This window comes from Helicobacter vulpis (assembly GCF_003660395.1).
Lineage (GTDB): Bacteria > Campylobacterota > Campylobacteria > Campylobacterales > Helicobacteraceae > Helicobacter > Helicobacter vulpis.
In genome coordinates this window covers 49,094-68,658 of record NZ_QXQT01000006.1, presented here as the reverse complement: position 1 = coordinate 68,658, position 19,565 = coordinate 49,094, and the positions used below count along the sequence as shown (strand labels likewise).

The 19,565-nt window shown below is 48.2% G+C and carries 25 protein-coding genes; 18 read left to right on the top strand and 7 right to left on the bottom strand.

Going from position 1 to position 19,565, the window contains the following annotated elements; all coding sequences use genetic code 11:
• The first annotated feature begins 8 nt into the window (after nt 1-8).
• From EAO38_RS03275 to crcB, 3 genes are read left to right on the top strand one after another with little or no spacing between them, the layout of a single operon-like run.
• Nucleotides 9-329, top strand: coding sequence for a rhodanese-like domain-containing protein (locus EAO38_RS03275; RefSeq protein ID WP_205588333.1), 321 nt, complete (start codon nt 9-11; stop codon nt 327-329).
• A gap of 1 nt (nt 330) precedes the next feature.
• Nucleotides 331-1,059: a uroporphyrinogen-III synthase gene (locus tag EAO38_RS03270; protein WP_121021084.1), complete on the top strand. Its 729-nt coding sequence runs from the start codon at nt 331-333 to the stop codon at nt 1,057-1,059.
• A gap of 13 nt (nt 1,060-1,072) precedes the next feature.
• The gene (gene crcB / locus EAO38_RS03265; protein WP_121021082.1) at nt 1,073-1,453 is read left to right on the top strand and encodes a fluoride efflux transporter CrcB; all 381 of its coding nucleotides are present in this window, start codon (nt 1,073-1,075) and stop codon (nt 1,451-1,453) included.
• Here crcB and EAO38_RS03260 read toward each other — a convergent pair.
• Nucleotides 1,437-2,171: an EI24 domain-containing protein gene (locus tag EAO38_RS03260; protein ID WP_121021080.1), complete on the bottom strand. Its 735-nt coding sequence runs from the start codon at nt 2,169-2,171 to the stop codon at nt 1,437-1,439. The two genes, crcB and EAO38_RS03260, sit on opposite strands and share 17 nt — an antisense overlap.
• 106 nt (nt 2,172-2,277) lie before the next feature.
• Here EAO38_RS03260 and EAO38_RS03255 point away from each other — a divergent pair, with 106 nt between their 5' ends.
• The 3 genes from EAO38_RS03255 to efp are packed head-to-tail and all read left to right on the top strand — an operon-like array spanning nt 2,278 to nt 4,671.
• Complete coding sequence (locus EAO38_RS03255) at nt 2,278-3,162, top strand: peptidylprolyl isomerase (RefSeq protein ID WP_121021121.1); 885 nt, start codon at nt 2,278-2,280, stop codon at nt 3,160-3,162.
• A gap of 9 nt (nt 3,163-3,171) precedes the next feature.
• Nucleotides 3,172-4,095: a class II fructose-bisphosphate aldolase gene (locus EAO38_RS03250; RefSeq protein WP_121021078.1), complete on the top strand. Its 924-nt coding sequence runs from the start codon at nt 3,172-3,174 to the stop codon at nt 4,093-4,095.
• Nucleotides 4,096-4,104: 9 nt separating this feature from the next.
• Nucleotides 4,105-4,671 (top strand): elongation factor P, encoded by a 567-nt coding sequence (gene efp, locus EAO38_RS03245; protein WP_121021076.1) that lies wholly within the window; start codon nt 4,105-4,107, stop codon nt 4,669-4,671.
• A 25-nt stretch (nt 4,672-4,696) separates the two neighbouring features.
• Here efp and EAO38_RS03240 read toward each other — a convergent pair whose 3' ends face one another.
• The 6 genes from EAO38_RS03240 to EAO38_RS03215 form a co-directional block, all read right to left on the bottom strand.
• Nucleotides 4,697-5,251: a hypothetical protein gene (locus EAO38_RS03240; protein ID WP_121021073.1), complete on the bottom strand. Its 555-nt coding sequence runs from the start codon at nt 5,249-5,251 to the stop codon at nt 4,697-4,699.
• A gap of 12 nt (nt 5,252-5,263) precedes the next feature.
• A complete protein-coding gene (locus EAO38_RS03235) occupies nt 5,264-5,755 on the bottom strand; it encodes a flavodoxin (RefSeq protein ID WP_121021071.1) in 492 nt (163 codons plus the stop codon).
• A gap of 76 nt (nt 5,756-5,831) precedes the next feature.
• Nucleotides 5,832-6,404 (bottom strand): hypothetical protein, encoded by a 573-nt coding sequence (locus EAO38_RS03230; RefSeq protein WP_121021069.1) that lies wholly within the window; start codon nt 6,402-6,404, stop codon nt 5,832-5,834.
• A 50-nt stretch (nt 6,405-6,454) separates the two neighbouring features.
• Complete coding sequence (locus tag EAO38_RS03225; protein WP_121021067.1) at nt 6,455-6,982, bottom strand: DUF2393 family protein; 528 nt, start codon at nt 6,980-6,982, stop codon at nt 6,455-6,457.
• Between the two features lie 2 nt (nt 6,983-6,984).
• Nucleotides 6,985-8,088: an SPFH domain-containing protein gene (locus EAO38_RS03220; protein WP_121021065.1), complete on the bottom strand. Its 1,104-nt coding sequence runs from the start codon at nt 8,086-8,088 to the stop codon at nt 6,985-6,987.
• 48 nt (nt 8,089-8,136) lie between these two features.
• The gene (locus tag EAO38_RS03215; RefSeq protein WP_121021063.1) at nt 8,137-9,546 is read right to left on the bottom strand and encodes a DEAD/DEAH box helicase; all 1,410 of its coding nucleotides are present in this window, start codon (nt 9,544-9,546) and stop codon (nt 8,137-8,139) included.
• Nucleotides 9,547-9,636: 90 nt separating this feature from the next.
• Between EAO38_RS03215 and EAO38_RS03210 the strand changes: the two genes are divergently transcribed.
• Genes EAO38_RS03210 through EAO38_RS03155 form a run of 12 tightly spaced genes read left to right on the top strand, consistent with a single transcriptional unit; the run spans nt 9,637 to nt 19,524 of the window.
• Nucleotides 9,637-10,362: a cytochrome c biogenesis protein CcdA gene (locus EAO38_RS03210; protein ID WP_121021061.1), complete on the top strand. Its 726-nt coding sequence runs from the start codon at nt 9,637-9,639 to the stop codon at nt 10,360-10,362.
• A 9-nt stretch (nt 10,363-10,371) separates the two neighbouring features.
• Nucleotides 10,372-11,631: an amidohydrolase family protein gene (locus EAO38_RS03205; RefSeq protein ID WP_121021059.1), complete on the top strand. Its 1,260-nt coding sequence runs from the start codon at nt 10,372-10,374 to the stop codon at nt 11,629-11,631.
• Nucleotides 11,628-12,872, top strand: coding sequence for an aminofutalosine deaminase family hydrolase (gene mqnF, locus EAO38_RS03200; RefSeq protein ID WP_121021057.1), 1,245 nt, complete (start codon nt 11,628-11,630; stop codon nt 12,870-12,872). Before EAO38_RS03205 ends, mqnF begins: the two co-directional genes overlap by 4 nt.
• A 52-nt stretch (nt 12,873-12,924) precedes the next feature.
• Nucleotides 12,925-13,170 (top strand): HP0268 family nuclease, encoded by a 246-nt coding sequence (locus EAO38_RS03195; RefSeq protein ID WP_121021119.1) that lies wholly within the window; start codon nt 12,925-12,927, stop codon nt 13,168-13,170.
• A 10-nt stretch (nt 13,171-13,180) separates the two neighbouring features.
• A complete protein-coding gene (gene miaB / locus EAO38_RS03190) occupies nt 13,181-14,482 on the top strand; it encodes a tRNA (N6-isopentenyl adenosine(37)-C2)-methylthiotransferase MiaB (RefSeq protein WP_121021055.1) in 1,302 nt (433 codons plus the stop codon).
• Between the two features lie 3 nt (nt 14,483-14,485).
• Complete coding sequence (locus tag EAO38_RS03185) at nt 14,486-15,109, top strand: lysophospholipid acyltransferase family protein (protein ID WP_121021053.1); 624 nt, start codon at nt 14,486-14,488, stop codon at nt 15,107-15,109.
• Nucleotides 15,109-16,128: a hypothetical protein gene (locus EAO38_RS03180; protein WP_121021051.1), complete on the top strand. Its 1,020-nt coding sequence runs from the start codon at nt 15,109-15,111 to the stop codon at nt 16,126-16,128. The genes EAO38_RS03185 and EAO38_RS03180 overlap by 1 nt, the downstream gene beginning before the upstream one ends.
• Entirely contained in the window at nt 16,115-16,645 is a 531-nt protein-coding gene (locus tag EAO38_RS03175; protein ID WP_121021049.1) for a hypothetical protein, read from the top strand. Before EAO38_RS03180 ends, EAO38_RS03175 begins: the two co-directional genes overlap by 14 nt.
• Entirely contained in the window at nt 16,642-17,214 is a 573-nt protein-coding gene (locus EAO38_RS03170; RefSeq protein WP_121021047.1) for a hypothetical protein, read from the top strand. Before EAO38_RS03175 ends, EAO38_RS03170 begins: the two co-directional genes overlap by 4 nt.
• Nucleotides 17,189-17,548 (top strand): YkgJ family cysteine cluster protein, encoded by a 360-nt coding sequence (locus EAO38_RS03165; protein WP_121021045.1) that lies wholly within the window; start codon nt 17,189-17,191, stop codon nt 17,546-17,548. The genes EAO38_RS03170 and EAO38_RS03165 overlap by 26 nt, the downstream gene beginning before the upstream one ends.
• A gap of 48 nt (nt 17,549-17,596) precedes the next feature.
• Nucleotides 17,597-18,889, top strand: coding sequence for a tetratricopeptide repeat protein (locus EAO38_RS03160; protein ID WP_407927410.1), 1,293 nt, complete (start codon nt 17,597-17,599; stop codon nt 18,887-18,889).
• Nucleotides 18,880-19,524, top strand: a complete 645-nt coding sequence (locus EAO38_RS03155; protein ID WP_121021043.1) for a beta/alpha barrel domain-containing protein — start codon at nt 18,880-18,882, stop codon at nt 19,522-19,524. Before EAO38_RS03160 ends, EAO38_RS03155 begins: the two co-directional genes overlap by 10 nt.
• Nucleotides 19,525-19,565: the final 41 nt, after the last annotated feature.

Here is a 19,565-nt window from a genome sequence, read left to right as displayed (position 1 = left end):
GGACACTTATGAGTGAAAATGATTACGCCCACCACCGCGTGGATTTGCAGGATTTCAACCCTAAGGATTGGTGTATCGTGGATATTCGAGACGCGCAGTCCTATGAGGAGGCGCATTTGAAAGATGCGATTCATCTCAATGATTTAGAAGCCATCAGAGAGTTTGCCCTAGCCCACCCCAAGCATAAGATTTTGTTGCAATGCCGCATAGGGCGTAGTGCCGCGCATTATGCCAGTCTCTTACACGAGGCGGGGCTAGAGAATGTCTACTTTCTAAAGGCATGTGTAGAGGATTTTGAAGCCCATGGTCTAGAAATGGTGCGCGCTTAAGTTGCAACCCAATATCGTAGTGGTGGGGCTTAGGCCTTATGAGAGCGATCCGTGTGTCCAAAGTCTTGTTTGCAACGCTTTAGAACACTTGCCCCTGAGCGCGCAAGGTCTGAGCGTAGAAACATCTCAGGGTGCGTTGGATTTAAACACCATTGGCGCGTTGCTCTTTACGTCCAAAAATGCCCCCCTAGCCCTAGAACACAGCCTGCAAGGCACACATGCTCTAGTGTTTTTAAAAAGTCTACCTAGTTTCGTACTAGCCCCCCAAAGCGCGCGCTTCACCCAAGCTTTAGGCTTCCAAGTTGCTTTCATCGGACAAAGTGCTCAAAGTGCGTTATTTGCCCAGGAGATTTTGCCCCATTTACAGGCATGTTTGCACGCCAAGAGCGCGCTGTATGTGCGTGCTCAACACAGTGCGTTTAATTTAGGAGCGTGGTTACAAGCGCATTTGAGTGTGCAAGAGCTCATCGTCTATACCAATAAGCCTTTGAAATTATCCCCCCATCTTAGACCCCCGCCCCATTCCATCCTCATTTTTAGTGCTCCAAGTGCCTATAAAGCTTTTATATATAATTTTGATTGGGATGCAAGTTATCGCGCCATCGCCCTAGGAGAGACAACTTACCGGGCCTTTGATTCCCATGTACGCGCGCTCATCAGTCCAGAACCTAGTTTACAGGCCAGCGTGGCGTTAGCTAAAGAGTTGGCCAGCTGTGTTACATTGGGCTAAAAAGGAGAGTGGCATGGGCATGATCGTTTGGGCGGCCCTGGGCGGGGCTGTGGGGAGTTCTTTGCGCTACTTGGTGGGCAAGATCGCCCCGACACGCTTTTTAATGTGGGAGAGTTTCCCTTTGGGCACTTTTAGCGTCAATCTCATTGGGTGCTTTGTGATCGGCTTTGCCGGGCATTTAGCACTCAAGGGGATCCTAGGCGATCGCGTGGGGGTGTTTTTTATCACGGGTGTGTTGGGGGGCTTTACTACTTTTTCTTCTTTCGGGCTGGACACGCTCAAACTCTTGCAAAAGCAGGCCATTAGCGAAGCCCTTGCCTATGTATTGGGTACAAACCTGCTAGGATTGGGGTGCGTGGCATTGGGCTGGGGGTTGGCTAAACTGGTTGGCTAGATTTTTCTTGCGCCTTGATCTCTAGAAAATAGCGGGTTAAAATGATGGTTTGTAGCAAAGTGGCAAAGAAGTTAAACACCGGGATGAGAGAAAAGAGATAGCTCAAAATCGCCACCTTGTGCAGAGAAATCTTGCGATCTTTGAGTATCTCTGTGTAGCGTTCTTGGTTGAAGATGGAGGTGGCGATGTCAAAGCAGAGTGTGTTCTTAAAAAAGAAGTAATGTGGGATCAAAGAAACAAAGACCCCAATAACGGGGATGAAATAGAGCGGGGAGCACACGAGCAAGAACATGCACAAATAGGCGAGCTGTTTGAGGAAGTGTTGCAGGCAAAAACTGATGTCCCCAAACCCCTCTAGGGGGAGATGAGGGTAGTCTTTCTTGTGCACATGGGCAACCACGATGGGGGTGTAAAAAATGGCCACCAAAACATTGCCTATCAAGCTCAAAATGAGCACAAATAAACCCAGCAATATGTAGACAAAGCACTTAAAGAAAACCAAGAAAAAGGCGGGCATAAACCCCCCGCTATGGGCGTAACGATACCAGCTAGTGGGCAAAAATCCTTCTAGGATACGCACCAAATTGTCTCCAAAATAAAATAATAAAACACTCCAAAATAGCAACCCGATGAGCACGGGACCCAAATTCAAAAATAACATTTTCCAACTCAAAAAATCTTTCCAACTCTCTTGAACGGTGCGTAACGGGCCTTTCATGTCTCTCTCTCTTTCTTATTATTCGTTTAAGTTTAGCATGCTAGAATGCAAGCTTATGTGCGCTTGCTATAGCAGGCTCTCATTTTACAATACTTTGGAGAATTTTATGGTTAAAAAAAGCGTGTTGAGTGTGGTCTTGGCCGGTGTACTTGGCGTGGGCATGGTGGAGGCAACCACCCTAGCGACCGTCACTTTCCCGGGGACGCAAACGGGCAAGAAAAGCAAGAAGACTAGCCAGCCCGAAGTGGTGGACATCACAGAGAGCGATTTTGATGTGATTAAACAGAGAAACCCTAATTTTGACTTTACCAAACTCAAGAAAGATCAACAAATGGGCTTGCTAGAGCAGGCGATTAACAATCTTTTGATCGAGCGCGAGGCCAAGAAAGAACACCTAGAAGACACGCCAGAGTTCAAGCACACCATGGAAAGCTATAAAAAGCAGCTCTTGGTGGAGATTTGGGCTAAACGCAAGGCAGAGGTCATTGGCAAGGAAGAAATCCCCGAGGCGCAACTCAAAAAATATTACGAAGCCAATAAGTCCAAATTCGTGCAACAAGAAGCCCAAGCGCGCCATATCCTTGTCAAAACGGAGGCCGATGCCAAGCGCGTGATCTCTGAGCTCAATAAAGTGCCAAAAAACAAGCTCGAGCATGAATTTATCAAAATTGCCAATCGCGATTCCATCGATCCCAACACCAAAAATACAAAAAATGGAGGTGATTTGGGCAAGTTCCAGAAGAATCAAATGGCTCCGGAATTCTCTGATGCGGTCTTTTCGCTCAGACCGGGCACCTACACTAAGAAGCCAGTCAAAACGGAGTTTGGTTACCACGTCATCTACCTGATGAAAAAGAACCAGCCTGTAACCCCCACCTACGCACAAGCCAAGCAAACCATCATCGGTATTCTGAAAGAACACCAATTCCAAGAATATGTCAAGGGCGAGTTAGATAAATTGCGCAAACAGGTTAAGATTGACATCAAATAAGGAGTATCCATGCTAGTCAAGGGTAGCGAAATTCTCAACAAAGCCCATCAAGAAAATTATGGTGTGGGCGCGTTTAATTTTGTGAATGTAGAAATGTTGCGCGCTATTTTTGAAGCGGCTGATCATGCCAAGTCCCCGCTGATCGTACAGGCCAGCGAGGGGGCGATCAAGTATCTGGGCATAGACATGGTGCTAAGTTTGGTACACACCATGTCCAAACGCTATCCCCATATTCCCGTAGCGTTGCATTTGGATCACGGCACTTCCTTTGAGAGCTGTAAAAAGGCCGTAGATGCGGGCTTTACCTCCGTGATGATTGACGCGTCCCACCACCCTTTCAAGGAAAACCTAGAACTCACCAAGCAGGTGGTGGATTACGCCCATTCTAAAAATGTGAGCGTAGAGGCTGAATTAGGGCGTTTGATGGGCATTGAGGACAATATTTCTGTGGATGAAAAAGACGCAGTTTTAGTTAATCCTGATGAGGCTGAAGAATTTGTCAAGGTGAGTCATGTGGATTATCTAGCCCCAGCCATTGGTACTAGCCACGGGGCTTTTAAATTCAAAGGCGAACCCAAACTAGACTTTGAGAGACTCGTAGAGGTCAAGAAGCGTACTAATATCCCCCTGGTTTTGCATGGGGCAAGCTCTATCCCACAGAGTGTGCGCCAAGCTTTCTTAGACACAGGGGGGGATTTAAAGGGGGGTAAGGGTGTACCCTTTGACTTCATTACAGAGTCCATCAAAGGCGGGGTTAATAAGATTAATATTGATACGGATTTGCGCCTAGCCTTCATCGCCCAAGTGCGCAAAATGGCGCAAGAAAACCCCGCTGAATTTGATTTGCGCAAGTATTTTAACCCTGGCATTGAGGCGGTCAAAGCCGTCATTGTAGAGCGTATGCAGGTTTTGGGCAGCGCAGATAAGATTTAAGGGGGATGAATGGCCATTGGAATGAGTGAGCTTAAAAAAAATCTCAAGATTGAGATTCAAGGCGTACCTTATCGCATTGTGGAGTACCAGCATGTCAAGCCTGGCAAGGGCGCGGCTTTCGTGCGGGCTAAGATCAAGTCTTTTTTAGACGGCAAGGTGATTGAAAAAACTTTTCATGCCGGGGATAAGTGCGAAGAGCCTAATTTATTGCAAAAGCCCATGCAATTTCTCTATTTTGATGGGAGTACCTATCAGTTTATGGATGTGGAAAGTTATGAGCAGATCGCGCTCAATCTAGATCAGGTCGGAGATGCGCCTAAATGGATGCTTGAGGGCTCTCAGGTGCAGGTGCTCTTCCATAATAACAAGGCAATCTCTGTAGAGGTGGCCCAAGTCGTTGCCCTTAAGATCACGCAAACCCCCCCCAATTTCAAGGGCGACACCTCCAGCGGTGGCAAAAAACCCGCCACTCTAGAAACCGGCGCGGTGGTGCAGGTGCCTTTTCATGTGCTTGAGGGAGAGGTGATCAAGGTCAACACCCAAACTGGGGAATACCTAGAAAAGATTAAGCCCTAAGGCCCCCGCATGCGGGGGGTTAACCTTACATGCTCTTGGGTACTTGCACATCGTCATAGTCAATAGCTTCTTCAAAGACCTTGCTTACGCCACGTACGATCTGTTGGATTGTTTTGTCATCTAGGACCTCAATGTTAGCAAGCAACTGCTTCAAACGCGCCGGGTTGTAGTCGCTAACACGCACAAGCATGAACACTTCGTGGTTATTGGGGTTGATATACTCGCCCAACTGCACCTCTTTATCCAAACTTGCCGCAATGGCCTGGGTGATCATTTTAAAAATCTCGCTATCAAAAGGTTTTTTTTCCGCGTTTTGGGCGGCGGTATAAATCCCCTTGATTTTATCAGCAATATGCACCGCCACGCGAAAGCGCGCGCGTTCTCTGGCAATTCTCTCAGAGCGTTCCACCTGCCCACTGATCACATGCGAACTATCGATCCCCTGGGTAACATACATGCTGCGGTCTTGGACCATCCACATGGGCATGTTCTGCAAGAAGACCTGTTTTTGCTGTTTGGGCGCGCACGCCCCCAACCCAAACACCCCTGCAAGTACCAAAGTTGTGGTCTTCCAAGTCATGGCAATCTGCCCCTACGCTAGAGAACCCTTAACTTCATTGACCCATGCATCGATGCGCGCATCCGTCAAGTCGTCCTGATTGTCCTCATCTAAAACGAGCCCCACAAACTTGCCCCCCTCTACAGATTTAGACGATTCAAAGGTGTAGCCATCTGTAGAAGTGAAACCCACAACTTTACCTGCTTTGGCTTTTTCATAGAGATGGAAAATCCCTTCTGCAAAGGTTTCAGAATAGGTGTCTTGATCGCCAAGCCCTACTAGCGCGACAGTTTTATTGGCAAAATCTGCCTCGCTCAGAGTGCCTAAAAAATCTTCCCAATCGCTTTGTAGATCCCCGGCCCCCGCTGTAGGAGCAACCAAAACCACTGAGCTAAAGCTGTCAAAATCTGCTTTAGAAGCTTTAGCCACATCAAATACTTTAGCTCCGCCCAATTTCTCAGAAAGCTTATTGCTAATCGTTTCAGAATTCCCGCTGTCTGTGCCATAAAAAATCCCAACTGCCATACATATCCTTTAACAAAATTTAGCATCGAGTGCTGTATTCATTGTAGCCAAGTTTAACGAAAATATCAAGCCCCGCCTAGCGCCCTCCGCGCTCCTTTGTGAAATCGTGATGGGTTTGTGCATCATTTTCCAATGCCACCTCATCAAAGATTTTCTTAACCCCTAGCATGATCTGTTTGACTGTTTCTGTATCTAGAGTGTTGATCCCTAGTAGCCCCTTTTCCAAACGCTCAGCACTATAACTATTGACCCCTACAAGCATGAACACCTCATGATTATTGGGGTTAATATACTCTCCTAATTGCACCTCTTTATCCAAACTGGTCGCAATGGCCTGAATCACCTGCTTAAAAACATCATCATCATAGGGTTTCTGTTTGGCATTTTGGGTAGTGGTAAAAGTATCTTTGATTCTATTGGCGATGTGGATCGCCACGCGAAAGCGCGCGCGTTCTCTAGCGATGCCCTCAGAGCGCTCCACCTGCCCATTGATCACATGCGAGCTATCAATCCCTTGAGTGATATGCGCGCTTTGATCTTGGATCATCCAAGCAGGCATGTTCTGCAAAAAGGCCTGTTTTTTAGGAGTGGAGGTGCACGCCCCTAGCATGAGCGCGCCTATTAGCGTTAAAGCGATACGCCTAGACATGATTTTCCTTTAAGTTTGATGAGGGATTGTAGCGTATTTTAAGACGCACATCAATAACAATTAGCCGAAAGCTTGAAGGGGTTTTTGCGGTAGGGGTAATTGTCAATGCTCCAATTAAAGGTGTGTTCTTGCTGGCGCGCTAGGGAGGCATTGAAGGTTTTGATGTAGGTTTTAGCAAAGAGCCAATGAGAGAGAATCTCTTGAACTTTGTTATGAAAGGGGTTGAGCACATCTAGGCGTAAGACGCATCGTTGGATCGTCAATCTCCCCTCATTCTTAATCTTGACCTGTGCGACAAAGGCATTTGTGTACACAAGCGCAGCGGCGTGCTCGATGGTGGTTTGAATCTTGAGAAGTTGCTCTTCTGTGGCGTAGCGCACCCCAAAGGGCGCGCCAAAAAGCACCACAAAGGAGAGTACATAGCATAGCGCAGAAACCACTCCTCTAAAGACAAGCCCCATAGAGAAAAAGCATAAAAAGAAAAAATAATGCCCTCCAAATATCCATAGGGCTAGGGGGCTAGTCTGCGTCCAAAAGGCTTGGAGCGTTTCTAAAATATGCTGAAAAATGGGATTCATTGTTATTTATGCGCCCCTTGTGTGGCTAGGGCTTTGGGCTTGCTCTTGGTATCCAGCCAAATATTGGGCACAGCCCCCCCGGGGGTGAGTAAGATTTGGGCATTTTGGTTGGCTTTAAGCGCTTCGTTGAATTGCCCCTGTACTTCAATCTGGCGCAAGCTCAATAATTTATCCGTAAGGCTTTGGGCGATGCTCAGATTGGCTGCAGATTTGGCTTTGGCTTCAATCACAATCGCATCCGCCACCCCTTGGGCTTTAATGCGATTCGCATCCGCCTCCCCCTTGGCTAACGCGGCGAGCTTTTGGGCTTCTTGCTTGGCGCGCTCCACCTCGTATTTCACCCGCTCGGATTCTTGGCGGGCGATCTGTACCTTTTCGATCTGCTCTTTAATCTTGGGGGGTAGAACAATCTCGCGCAATTGAATCGAGCTCAAATGCACGGGGGCGTTGGGGAGTTTAGACACTTCTTTATTGATATCGGTGTTGATGAGCGCGGCGATCTCATTGCGCTTGATGGGCAAATCCTCTGCCGGGTAACGCCCCACCACCGAGCGCACCACATCGCGCACCACCGGGTTGATGATCTTTTGCTCCCAACTCAAACCATAAGTGGCGATGGTTTGGGGGGTGGTTTGGGCGTTCAAGCGGTATTGCACGGTGAGCTCAATAGAGACCGTCAAGCCCCTAGAGTCCATCACATTGATCGCATCGTTTCTAAAAATACCCTGATTCTTGCCCACAATGCCCATGTCTTCAGTGCGGGAGAAATTGATGGTGCGCACCCGCGTGTCGATCACCAAAATATCCTGCACGATGGGGATGAAAAAGTGAATGCCCGGTTGCAAGGGTAGGGGATCGTATTTCCCGGCGGTAACTTTGATCCCAATCTCCCCGGATTGGATCACCATAAAAGGCTTTGCCAAGATCAACAACACCAACACGATCAAAATGATAACAAAGCCGGTAAATTTTTTAGATTGTAAAAAATTAGGGGGGAGAGTGGGTTTAAAAGGGGGGGTCTTGTTGGGTTGATCGGAGTTCTTGGGGGCTTCTGGGCGGGGGTTGGATTGTTTGTTTTTGAGATGCTCGTTGAGATCAATGGGCATGGCTATCCTTGCGCGCTCAGGCTTAAAATAGAGAGTGTATCCATTCTGTTACCTTTGTCTGTAACCCTGTCGTGGGTGTTTAGGGGTTTTAGAAGGGGCTCTAGAGCTTTTATAGGGTTTTTTAGGGGGGGTCCGCTCTAAAGCCTGTGAATCCAAAGAGATTTTTTGGCTTTTGAATTGCAAACTCAAGAGTTTTAAGGTGAGTTGAGCGCTCTCAAATTGCTCCATGAGTCGCTCATACAAACTCACCACTTCTTCATCCACCTCCACTTTGGAGAGCGCGCGTACAAGGCGATCCTCATCCATGTTAGGAATTTCATACAACTCAATGCTAGAGCCGATCTCTTTTTGCATGCGCAAGAGCTCTTTGTATTCTAGGGGGGTTACTAAAGTGATGGCAATGCCCTTTTTGCCCGCGCGCCCGGTGCGCCCGATACGATGGATATAACTCTCCGTGTTCAAGGGCAAATGGTAGTTAAAAACATGGCTGACATCGCTAATGTCTAACCCGCGGCTGGCTACATCGGTCGCCACCAGTACATCAGCGCGTTTGGATTTAAAGGCTTTGATGGATTCTTGGCGCGCGCGCTGTTCCATATCCCCATGTAGGGGTGTGGTCTTATAACCCCTCTCCACTAAAAACTGGTGCAATTCGTCCACTTCGCGCTTCATGCGCATAAAAATAATGCTCTTGTGGTGGTTTTCCTTATCGAGCAAGCGCATGATCGCCTCGTTGCGTTCGTGTTCGTTGATCACATAGAAGCGTTGTGAGATGTCGGTATTGGTTACATGGCTGGGCGCGATGTGGATAAAGGCAGGGTCTTGCAAAATTTTAGTCGCAAGCTCTTTAATGGGGGGGGGCATGGTGGCTGAAAAGAGCAAGATCTGCGCCTCTTGGGGCAGATAGTCAAAGATTTCTTCAATATCGTCTAAAAAGCCCATGTCTAGCATTTCATCGCTTTCATCTAGCACAACCACTTTAGGGGCAAAGTTCTTCAAGCGCTTGTGTTTGAGATGATCCAAGAGTCGCCCGGGAGTGGCGATCATCACTTGGGGTTTTCTCTCTAAAAGCTCGCATTGCTTGCGGATACTCTGCCCCCCATAAACGCAAATGGTACGGGTGCGCGAATTCTTGCCCAAGCGGAAAATTTCATCGCTAATTTGCATCGCCAATTCGCGCGTGGGGGTGATGATGAGCGCTTCTACACTTTGGTCATTTTTGAGATTGTGGATGATGGGCAGCGCGAAAGCGGCGGTTTTACCCGTGCCCGTTTGGGCTTGGGCGATCACATCTTTGCCTTGCAAAATCACCGGAATAGCTTTTTCTTGAATGGGGCTAGGTTGCACAAAGCCCGCATCGGCGATGGATTTTAAAATCTTAGGGTGCAAGCCCAAATCTTTAAAACTCACAGAAGGGCTTTCTGGTATGCTAGAATTTTCTACGCTCTGTGTTGGCATGGATATTAGGTAACCTTTTCACTGGGGTTGAATTGGGGATAATCCTAAAGCAATTCACGCTATTATATCAGAAAAATCTTAGGATCGCCCATGCTAGAGGATACCCTCTTGTCTGTTTTTGATCAAACCCCCTTGATCGCCTCTTTTTTAGCCGGTCTTTTAGCGTTCTTGAGCCCTTGCGTTCTGCCCCTCATTCCCGCCTATCTTTCTTACATCAGCCAAACCTCCCTAGAAGAGATCAAGAGCGCGCGCGCCAATCGCTTTAGCGTGTTGCTCAAAGCGGGGTTGTTTGTGCTAGGTTTTGGGATCGTCTTTTGGCTCTTAGGCGCGTCTATGGCGCGCATTCTGCATAATTTTTTTGGGAATATATGGGTGCGCGTGGTGGCTGGGGGGGTGGTGATGCTCTTTGGCTTGCATTTCTTAGGGATTTTGCGTTGGAATTTTCTCTATCGTTCTAAGGGGCTTCATTTCAATATCGCGTCTGAAAACGCCTTTTTGCGCTATCTTCTGCCCGTCGTGCTAGGCATGGGTTTTGCTTTGGGTTGGACTCCTTGTATTGGACCTATCTTTACTAGCATTGTGCTTTTGAGTGGGAGCGAACAGGTTTATGGCTTAACGCTTTTGGGGGTGTTTATTGCCGGGTTTGGGCTTCCGTGGCTGCTTGTGGCTTTCGCGTTGGATAAGGCATTAAATTTGCTCAAAAGTGTTAAACGCCACATGCGCGCCATTGAGATGGGCGCGGGGGCAATTTTATTGCTCATGGGTGTTTTAATTATGAGTGGCAAGATCGAATCGCTGAGCGCGTGGTTGAGTTAAGGATGCTGTGTGTTCTTGAAAAATGCTAGGTTAGCGGGGGGGGCTTGTGTGTGCGTACGTGTGCTAAAGGGCTTGGTTGCAGAAATAGGCGCGTCTTTGAAACCCCATGCCCATGAAGAAGTGTTGGATTGTGAGTTCAAAACATTATTGCCCAGCGCTATAGATTTAGGGGTGTTTTTGCACAATTTAAACAGACCCACCTATGCGCATTTGAAAGCGCAGGCGTATAAAGGGGGGGTGGGTTCTTTAATGGGTGTGCCTCTAGCCCCGCTCTACTCTCTTAAAGAAGCGGACATGGAGCCCCTAGAATTTGCCCAAGAGTATAGCGACACCGCTTTTAGCCCTCTAGATTACGGCGCAGCCCGGGAAGCGATCGCCTGTGGGGATGTGATCTGCTTGCACCCCTTAGGGAGCGATCAACGCTTGCAAGACCTCGCCCTTTTGCGCGCCATGCTTCCTGCCTCTATTCAGGCATGCCTGTATCTTTACAATTTAGAGGGGCAGAAGCTTTTACCCGTGCTGGATTACGCGCGCATGCTCTCTTTGAAATTAGTGTGTGGCGTGCGGGGCTATGAGGGGCGTTTTAGCATGGGGATCATGGATCAAACCCCCCTAGCGTATGCCCTAGGATTGCCCAGTGTGAGCCCGCTCATTCAAGTCAAAGAAGTGGGTAAGGTCGCTGGGTTAGCCTTGCACACCCAACTAGATGTACTCTTAGATAGTGTGGTAGAACCGGATGCCTTTAAAATCATCACCGCGACAAGGGCTTTGGGCGCGCCCCTATGGGTGCAAACCCCCTTGCACCATTTGATTTTAGAGGAGAGCATTTACCAGCATTACGACCCACGCACCAAAATTCTCCCCCCCCTAAAAAACAAGGAGAAACAAGCGCATTTGCGCGCGTTGTTGGCTCAAGAAATTGACATGCTCACCAGCCTACACTACACCCACCCTTTAAGTCTGCATATTTTTGAAGACGCGCCCTTTGGCATGCAGAGCATTGAGGCTTTTTTCCCTCTAGCTTATACGCACCTAGTGGCAAGCGGGTGTATCAGTTTGCAACGATTAATAGAGCTCATCGCCACCAACCCCGCGCGCTTTTTGGGGCTCAATTGCGGCGCTTTGGAGGTGGGCAAAGAAGCGCGCTTAATGCTGGTGGATTTAAAGGGCAAAAGCCAAGTAGACAACCCAGCGAGCATTTACCACCAGCAGGTTTTAAAGGCGCGTGTGGAGTGGATCATGCGCGCTGATGGGGTGGTGTATTTATGAAGGATAGCCCAGAGATCATCGCAGCGAGCACGCTTGTTACATGCGATGCGTCCTTTCATGTCCTAGAACATGGGGGGGTGGTGATCTTTGGAGGGCAGATTGTCAAGGTGGGTCCTTTGGCGCATTTGAAAAGCGCGTATCCGGGCGCGCCTGTGGCGTTTTACAAACATTGTTTGCTCATGCCCGCACTCATCAACGCCCATATCCATTTTGAATTTTCTAGCCACAAGGACACCTTCACTTATGGCAGTTTTGAAGCGTGGCTAAGCAGTGTGATCCAGCACAGAAACGCGGTGTTTCACAACGCTAAAAGGCATATCCACCACGCCATCCGTGCCCAGTTGCAAAGCGGGGTGGGCAGTGTGGGGGCGATTAGCAGTTATGGGCTAGAGCGCGAGATTTTGGCGCATTCTGCTTTAAGAGTGGTCTTTTTTGATGAACTCATCGGGAGCGCTCCCCATGCTTTGGAGCAAAATTTTAAGGATTTCCAAGAGCGCCACGCCCGGAGCTTAAAATACAAGAGTCCTAAATTCACCCCGGCCATTGCCATCCACTCCCCCTATTCGGTGCATAAAGAGCTCGCCCAACGGGTGCTAGAGAGGGCAGATGCCCACACGCCCATTTCTACGCACTTTTTAGAATCGCATGCAGAATTGGAGTGGCTGGAGAGCGGGAGGGGATGGTTTGGGCGCTTTTTTCAAGAGAGTTTGGGGGTGGCAAACCCTGCACCCAGTTTTGAGGGGGTTGTAGACTTCTTAAACTTGTTTGCCCACAAACATCTATTGCTCGTACACGCCCTGTTTGCCCGCCCAGAGCATTTTAAGCACGCCCAACAAATCGCCACACAAACCCATGTCATCACCTGCCCTAGGTCTAATCGCCTCTTGAGCGGGCATTTATTAGAAGTGGCGCGTTTGCGCACTTTGGCTTTACCCTATGCCCTGGCCACTGATGGGAAGAGCTCTAATTTGGATGTCCATCTTTTAGAAGAATTGCGCCATGCCCTCTTTTCTTTACCCGGCCCCTTAGAGCACAACGCGCAAGATTTATTGCTGGCTTGCACCGCGCATGCTAGCAAGGCTTTGGGTTTGAATAATGGGGTTTTGCAAGAGGGCAAAGATGCGGATTTGGTGCTTTTTAGCGCTAAAAAAGCCCACACCCCCCTAGACATTCTCTTAAGAATCCTCCAAGCCCAAAAAGCGCGCGCGCTTTACATTCAAGGCAGGCGCGTTTTTTTCTAGTTTTTAAGCCAAATTGCGCTAAACTAGGGGGTATTATATGTTGAGGAATCCCATGGAGTTACACTTAGCCAAACCGAGTAAAAAGCATAGCGCTAAGAGCCTGAAGGTGCGTTTGGAGGATTTGCTGAACAAATACCGCCACGGTGAGCACATCTTTTATTTTGCGCCCAGCAACACACACAAGGACATGTTGAGCGCGCTCGCCTCTCTAGAGAAACAGGGCTATCAGGCGTATTTATCCGAAGTGAGAATCAGCGCAGACGACAAGGATTTCATCTACGCCCTGCACATTATCTAAGGAGCATGCGATGACCCCCTCAAAAACCCTCTACATTGAAACGATGGGTTGCGCGATGAATAACCGCGATAGCGAGCACCTTTCTAGCGAATTGGCCAAGGTGGGTTATGCCCAAATTGACGACCCCAAACAAGCCGATCTCATCTTGCTCAACACCTGTAGCGTGCGCGAAAAGCCCGAGCGCAAATTGTTTTCTGAGATCGGGCATTTTGCCAAGATCAAAAAGAGAGGGGCCAAGATTGGGGTGTGTGGGTGTAGCGCTAGCCACATGGGGGCGCGTATTCTGCAAAAGGCCCCCAGTGTGGACTTTGTCCTAGGGGCGCGCAATATCTCCAAGATCACCCAAATTATCCACCAACCTAAGGCGGTTGAGGTGGCTTTAGATCACGATGATAGCCATTATGTCTTTGAGAGCTCCAAAAACCCGCTCAAGGCCTTTATCAATGTTTCTATCGGGTGCGACAAGCATTGCACTTACTGCATTGTACCCCACACACGGGGCAAAGAGATCTCCATCCCCTTGGATTTGATCTTAACAGAGGCGCGCTCTTGTGTGAAGCGCGGGGTGAAAGAAATTATCTTGTTGGGGCAGAATGTGAATAATTACGGCGCGCGTTTTTCTAGCGCGCACCCCAAAGTGGATTTTAGCGCGTTGCTATGCGCTTTGGGTGAAATTGTGGGTTTGGAGCGTATCCGCTTCACCTCGCCCCACCCTCTGCACATGGACGATGCCTTCTTAGAATGTTTTGCGCGCCATCCCAAAGTGTGCAAGAGTATCCATATCCCCCTGCAAAGTGGTTCGAATGCGATTTTAAGGGCGATGAAACGAGGTTATACTAGGGAATGGTATTTAAACCGCATAGAGAAATTGCGCGCGCTGGTGCCAGAGGTGGGCATTGGCACGGACATCATTGTAGGTTTCCCTGCAGAGAGCGAGGCGGATTTTCAAGACACTCTAGAGGTGGTGGAGCGGGTGCGTTTTGACACACTCTATAGCTTCATTTACTCCCCGCGTCCCTTGACTCCAGCAGCGCATCTGCACCACCAAGTGCCCAGCGCCATCGCTAAGGCGCGTTTGCAAGTCCTGCAACGCCGCCACCAAGAGCTTTTAGCCCAAAAGGCCCAAAGCGAAGTGGGCAAGGTCTATACAGTGTTGGTAGAAAATGTACAACAGGGCAGGGCACAGGGCAAGAGCGATCAAGGGCGCTTGTTGAGCTTTGAGGCGCAGGGCGTGGGCGTGGGCGATTTGGTGGCCGTGCAGGTGATCGCGCACCACAAGGGGAGCTTGCAGGCCCAGCGTTTAGGGGCTTAGTTTGTGCTAAAGCGTTTGCGCAATGGGTTTGTGTTAAGAGCGTTGCCGGTACTTCTCTATTGGATTTTGCAACTTCTCTTTAAAACCTGCAAAAACCGCTTTTATTTGGCGCATGGCTTGGAGGACACCCCCTTTATTGCGAGTTTTTGGCATGGGGAGATTGCGATGTTGCCCTTTGCCTACCTGCGCTTAAAAGAGGGTTCTAACCTCTATGTGATCGCTAGCCAACATTTTGATGGCTCTTTGGCCGCAAGGCTGTATGAATGCTTTGGATTTCGCGCCATTCGAGGTTCGAGCAAAAAGGGGGGGGTTAGGGTGTTGGTGGAGGGGATTAGGCATTTAAAGGCGGGGGCCGATGTGGGCTTAACCCCAGATGGCCCTAGGGGTCCCTATCATAGCGTGGCCGATGGCGTGGTGGCGTTGGCGCAAAAAAGCGGGGTGGGGGTGGTGGTGTGCCGCGTGGTCTTTGCCAACGCTTTCACCTTCAACACTTGGGATCGCTTCCAATTGCCCAAACCCTTTTCAGAGGTGCGCTACTACATGCGTGAACCCTTTTTCATCCCCAAGGATATGGCACTAGAACAGGCCAAGATGCTTGTAGCAACCCGTATGGGGGAGTGTTATTAATGTGGCGGGCTTTCAAGGCGATTTTTTATGACACTCTCAAAGAGTTCTTTTTTTCCGATGTCTTTATTTGCTTCAATGTGGATCATGAAATGCTAGTGGGGCGGGTGGAGCACCTCAAACGGGGCAAAACTTTAGAAGTCGTCAACAAGGTCTATGCGATCAAAGATGGGGTGATTCCCATCAAAGCCCTCAAGGACGCGCGCAATTTTACGCGGGTCTATCCCTTTTCATATCTGTGTGGCATGGCCAAGAGTTTGGATCAAGGGGTGTGTAAGAAGGAGCATTTAGAACACTACGCCCCCGTGCCCAAAAAAGACTTGGTGTTTTTGGAGATAGACCAACATTACTTCTTTATCCCTAAGAAATCGCTCAAGGAGGAGATTGCAGCTTTTGAAAGCGCGCTTTTCAAAGCAGACTATCTCTTTTCACCTTTTTTACTCATGTATGGTTATATCCGCCCTAATCTGCAAGAAAGCGCCACTCTCTATGCCATGCTAGAGCATTCTAGGCTTTGCGTGCTCATCACCCACCGCAAAAAAATCTGTTATGCACAATGTTATAACTTAAAGATTCCTGAACATCTAGGTTCAGCGGATGCCAAAGAGGAACAAGAAGACTATGTTCAAGACGAGGTCTTTTTAAAATCCCTATTGAGTTCTATGGAAGCTAATTTAACCCATATGAACGACACCGCCCAAGAAATGCACGACCAAATCCCCGGCGACACCACACCCCCCCTTTCCGCTCAAGAATCGAAACTCTTAGAAGAGGAAAAAGCGTCCATCTCTGAAGTGATTGGTCTTTTGCAAGAAAGTCTCAAGCAGGCCTACAAGCACCCTCTCTATCCCTTAGAAGATTTTGTAGAAAAGGCATGCATTCTCAACACCTACCAGCTTGGACCACGCATGGTAGAGAAACTACAGGACGAGCTCATGATAGAAGTATCCTGCGTGCCTATCTCTGTGGTGGAACAACTGAGCATCTTTGCTCAAAGAGAACAAAGTGATGACGCGTTATAGCTATAGCAAGCCCCATACCAAACACATGGTTAGCCCCCATACGAAAGTATGGGTGTTTTACATGATTTTGGCGGTGGCCTTGAGCGCGTGGATGGCGCATTTTTTGAACCAAGAGGCGCGCGCGGCCGGTCATAGAAGTGAAATTGCCCAAGTGGAGAGCAATATTTATGGGCATGAGAGCGAACGGGTACGCGGCAAACACAAAGAACTAGAGCGCAGAGTACGTGAAGTGGATCATAAAAAGATATACATTCTGAATATCAAAGATTCGATCAAGGGAATCCTAGAGATCATCCCCAACTCCATCACGATTCAATCCATCACCATTGACTATTCTAGTCTAGTAATCAAGGGAATCGTACCCTCTAAGGAAGTGTTCCAATTATCCTTGCAGCAACGACTCAATTCTATCTTTGAAAATAGCCAAGTAACCTTTTACCCTATGGGGAATGGGTGGTTTAGATTTGTGTCTCATAATTCTTCTACCGTGCCCTTTATTGACAAGGACCCCAAATGAGTAAAAAGACTCAAGAAGCCAAGCCAGAAAGCCATTTTACAGGCAGTGTGGTCTTTGAGAGGCTAGTTAGAAACTCGCTATTCACATTGGTGTTTTTTGTTTTGGCGATCGTCTCTGTGCGTTTTTTAGTGTGGGACAATTTGGAAAAGTTTCGATCCCAGCATGGCGATGAAGTACAAAAACTCCTTATCATGGAGCATAAACAAAAAATGTTTTTTGAAACTTTTGCAGACTACCAAGCTTACAAGCAAGCCATCGCGTCCAAACTCGCCCACCCCAGCTATCAAGAAAGTGTCAACACTCTTAACCAACTTCTCAGACAACACTTTACTCAAATCCAAATACAAGCGGGTACTGAAGACAAGCACTCCCAAGCTGACATTATCCACGAAATTTTTTACATCAAGGCGCATGCCCGCTCTTTACAAGATCTGTATACTTTTTTAAAAAGCATGCTAGAGATTAGCAATTACACGCAAATGGCACTCCCTATCAGTATCACCAAAGAAAAACGCGATTTGGCTCTAGAGTTTAGGATTCACATTGAATACAAAGTTACAGAGTTTTAGATTTGATTCCCAAGTTTGCGCCTCTTGTGGGGCGCGTTGTTGCATAGGGGAGGGCTATGTTTTTGTGAGTCTAGCAGAGATTCAAGGCATCGCTACGTTTTTAAACATGCCTTTAGATCAATTTGGGATGCGTTATCTCAAGCGTGTGGGGCATGCCTATAGCTTGTTAGAGCAAAACGCAGCGCATAGGGCATGCGTATTTTTAGACATGCAAAGCAAACGGTGTCGTATTTACCCCGTGCGCCCTAAACAATGCCGCAGCTATCCCTTTTGGCAGGATGATAAAACCCCCCAAGAGCGCGCGCTAGAATGTCCGGGGGTGGTGCTTGAGTAAATCAAATGTGAAGGTTTTATGCTATATTCTTAAGAAAAGGAGTTAAAAATGAAAAAGGCGACTTCCTTTAAGCGCAAGGGCGCGGTGTTGACGATGACGCTAGCAGGTGTACTCTTCGCCCAAAGCTTGAGCGAAGATCAACAGATTCTCATTACTTCTGATGCCTTCCATCGGGGCGATTTTGCCGCAGCTAAACGAGGCTATTTGCATCTCTATAAAGAGACAAACAATATTCTATACGCCAAAGAAGCGGCGATCTCTGCGGCCAGTTTGGGCGATCTCAGCACAGCGGTAAAATTGGCCATGCTCTATAGAAAAATCACTAAGGACAAAAAAGACATTTCTATCAATAAGATTTTGGTGGATGGCTATATCCAAACTGGGCAGACCGATAAGGCGATCGCGATGTTAGAAACTATCCGCCGCGAGGATAAGTCTTTAATGTTGGATGATGTTTTGGGTTCTCTGTATTTGAGTCAAAAACGCTATGATAAGGCGTTTTCCTTGCTCAACCGCTTTTACAACCAAACCCATAGCGAGGACAGTTTAGAGAAGCTCATCACCATTTATTTTATGCAAAACAGCCACCAAGAGGCCGTGAGTCTACTGAGCTCTCATTTGAAAAATTACGGCTGTTCGCCTGATTTATGCCAACGCGCCTACAACACTTTCTTGCAGCTTAATGAGTTAGACAGAGCTAAGGATGTCTTTGGGACCTTGTATGAGAGAGACCCTATTGTACAAAATGCCCAGCTCTACATCTCTGTATTAATAGCACTTAAGGAATTTGACAAAGCCCAAAAGGTCGCCGAGAATTTCCCCTTTGACCGTCGCTTGCTCCTAGACCTCTACACCGCGCAAAAGAAATTTGCCCTAGCTGCCAAACAAGCTAGCCTGATCTACAATGAAAAAAAAGACCCTAGCTTCTTAGCCCTAGAGGCCATTTACACTTATGAGCACCTCAACGCCATCCACAACCCCCCCAAAAAATCTGAAGTGGTCAAGATCACCCAGAAACTAGAGCGCGCCATTGCAGAACGTAGCCAAAATCTCAAGCGCACCAAGGGGGATATGAACCCTCAAGACGCGTTTTTTTACAACTTCTTGGGTTATTCTCTGATCGATTACAATTTAGACATCAAAAAGGGGATCGCCTATGTCAAAACCGCCCTAGAAGTCGAACCCGATTCGATCTTCTATTTGGACTCCCTAGCGTGGGGGTATTATAAATTGGGTGAGTGCGCGCAAGCTAGAGATATCTTTGCCAAGATTGACGCTACAGAAATTAAAAACCAGCCCGAGCTCAAAGAGCATGCCGATGCGATCGCCAAATGCCATTAGATTTAAGTGCCCTGAGCCATTACCTAGAAACCAAGCAGGCCTTGACCCCCCTAGAGGTCTTGGGGCGCACTCTAGCCTATAACCCCTATGCGCCTAGACTAAGAGTCCAAGACTTAGAACGCACCCAAAGCGGTCCCCAGCAGGTTTTGCGTCTAGATGCTAGCCTAGAGTTAGAAGTCCTGTTGGAACAATTGGAGCGCCCCGCCCGTGCCCTTTTGCTGGACTTCATGCCCCTTTATACCCCCTTACCTGCTTTAGAAAGTTTGGACTTGCTAGGTTATGTGCGCCGCCTAAGCCCCAACCCCTTGATTCACAAGGATTATTTTGTAGACCCCTACCAACTCTTAGAAAGTGTGGTGCACGGGGGCGATGGGGTGGTTTTGAGCGCACAACTCTTGGGCGCACACCTCAAAGACATGTGCGCTTATGCCAGCCGTCTAGGCTTATTAGACATTGTAGAAGTACGTTGCAAAGCAGATTTGAAAGCTGGTGTATTAGCTAGAGCGAGCGCTCTTTATTTGAGCCAAGATTTTGCGGCACTCCTAGAACTTACCCCTCAACGCTGCGTCATTCTCAAAGACTTTGATTCAAGCCATCCTGATGATCATGGGGTAGATGCGCTAATTTTACCCTAATCAACGCCTATTGCCCATTTTAAGGCAAGGAATACGCCCAC

What these genes read in the sequence shown, in the direction of transcription:
- EAO38_RS03175 (WP_121021049.1), top strand. Translation starts at nt 16,115, where the DNA reads ATGACGCGTTATAGCTATAGCAAGCCCCATACCAAACACATGGTTAGC.
- EAO38_RS03160 (WP_407927410.1), top strand. Translation starts at nt 17,597, where the DNA reads ATGAAAAAGGCGACTTCCTTTAAGCGCAAGGGCGCGGTGTTGACGATG.
- EAO38_RS03215 (WP_121021063.1), bottom strand. Translation starts at nt 9,546, where the DNA reads ATGCCAACACAGAGCGTAGAAAATTCTAGCATACCAGAAAGCCCTTCT.
- miaB (WP_121021055.1), top strand. Translation starts at nt 13,181, where the DNA reads ATGACCCCCTCAAAAACCCTCTACATTGAAACGATGGGTTGCGCGATG.
- crcB (WP_121021082.1), top strand. Translation starts at nt 1,073, where the DNA reads ATGGGCATGATCGTTTGGGCGGCCCTGGGCGGGGCTGTGGGGAGTTCT.
- EAO38_RS03155 (WP_121021043.1), top strand. Translation starts at nt 18,880, where the DNA reads ATGCCATTAGATTTAAGTGCCCTGAGCCATTACCTAGAAACCAAGCAG.
- EAO38_RS03220 (WP_121021065.1), bottom strand. Translation starts at nt 8,088, where the DNA reads ATGCCCATTGATCTCAACGAGCATCTCAAAAACAAACAATCCAACCCC.
- EAO38_RS03240 (WP_121021073.1), bottom strand. Translation starts at nt 5,251, where the DNA reads ATGACTTGGAAGACCACAACTTTGGTACTTGCAGGGGTGTTTGGGTTG.
- efp (WP_121021076.1), top strand. Translation starts at nt 4,105, where the DNA reads ATGGCCATTGGAATGAGTGAGCTTAAAAAAAATCTCAAGATTGAGATT.
- EAO38_RS03255 (WP_121021121.1), top strand. Translation starts at nt 2,278, where the DNA reads ATGGTTAAAAAAAGCGTGTTGAGTGTGGTCTTGGCCGGTGTACTTGGC.
- EAO38_RS03260 (WP_121021080.1), bottom strand. Translation starts at nt 2,171, where the DNA reads ATGAAAGGCCCGTTACGCACCGTTCAAGAGAGTTGGAAAGATTTTTTG.
- EAO38_RS03235 (WP_121021071.1), bottom strand. Translation starts at nt 5,755, where the DNA reads ATGGCAGTTGGGATTTTTTATGGCACAGACAGCGGGAATTCTGAAACG.
- EAO38_RS03225 (WP_121021067.1), bottom strand. Translation starts at nt 6,982, where the DNA reads ATGAATCCCATTTTTCAGCATATTTTAGAAACGCTCCAAGCCTTTTGG.
- EAO38_RS03275 (WP_205588333.1), top strand. Translation starts at nt 9, where the DNA reads ATGAGTGAAAATGATTACGCCCACCACCGCGTGGATTTGCAGGATTTC.
- EAO38_RS03230 (WP_121021069.1), bottom strand. Translation starts at nt 6,404, where the DNA reads ATGTCTAGGCGTATCGCTTTAACGCTAATAGGCGCGCTCATGCTAGGG.
- EAO38_RS03195 (WP_121021119.1), top strand. Translation starts at nt 12,925, where the DNA reads ATGGAGTTACACTTAGCCAAACCGAGTAAAAAGCATAGCGCTAAGAGC.
- EAO38_RS03210 (WP_121021061.1), top strand. Translation starts at nt 9,637, where the DNA reads ATGCTAGAGGATACCCTCTTGTCTGTTTTTGATCAAACCCCCTTGATC.
- mqnF (WP_121021057.1), top strand. Translation starts at nt 11,628, where the DNA reads ATGAAGGATAGCCCAGAGATCATCGCAGCGAGCACGCTTGTTACATGC.
- EAO38_RS03250 (WP_121021078.1), top strand. Translation starts at nt 3,172, where the DNA reads ATGCTAGTCAAGGGTAGCGAAATTCTCAACAAAGCCCATCAAGAAAAT.
- EAO38_RS03170 (WP_121021047.1), top strand. Translation starts at nt 16,642, where the DNA reads ATGAGTAAAAAGACTCAAGAAGCCAAGCCAGAAAGCCATTTTACAGGC.
- EAO38_RS03180 (WP_121021051.1), top strand. Translation starts at nt 15,109, where the DNA reads ATGTGGCGGGCTTTCAAGGCGATTTTTTATGACACTCTCAAAGAGTTC.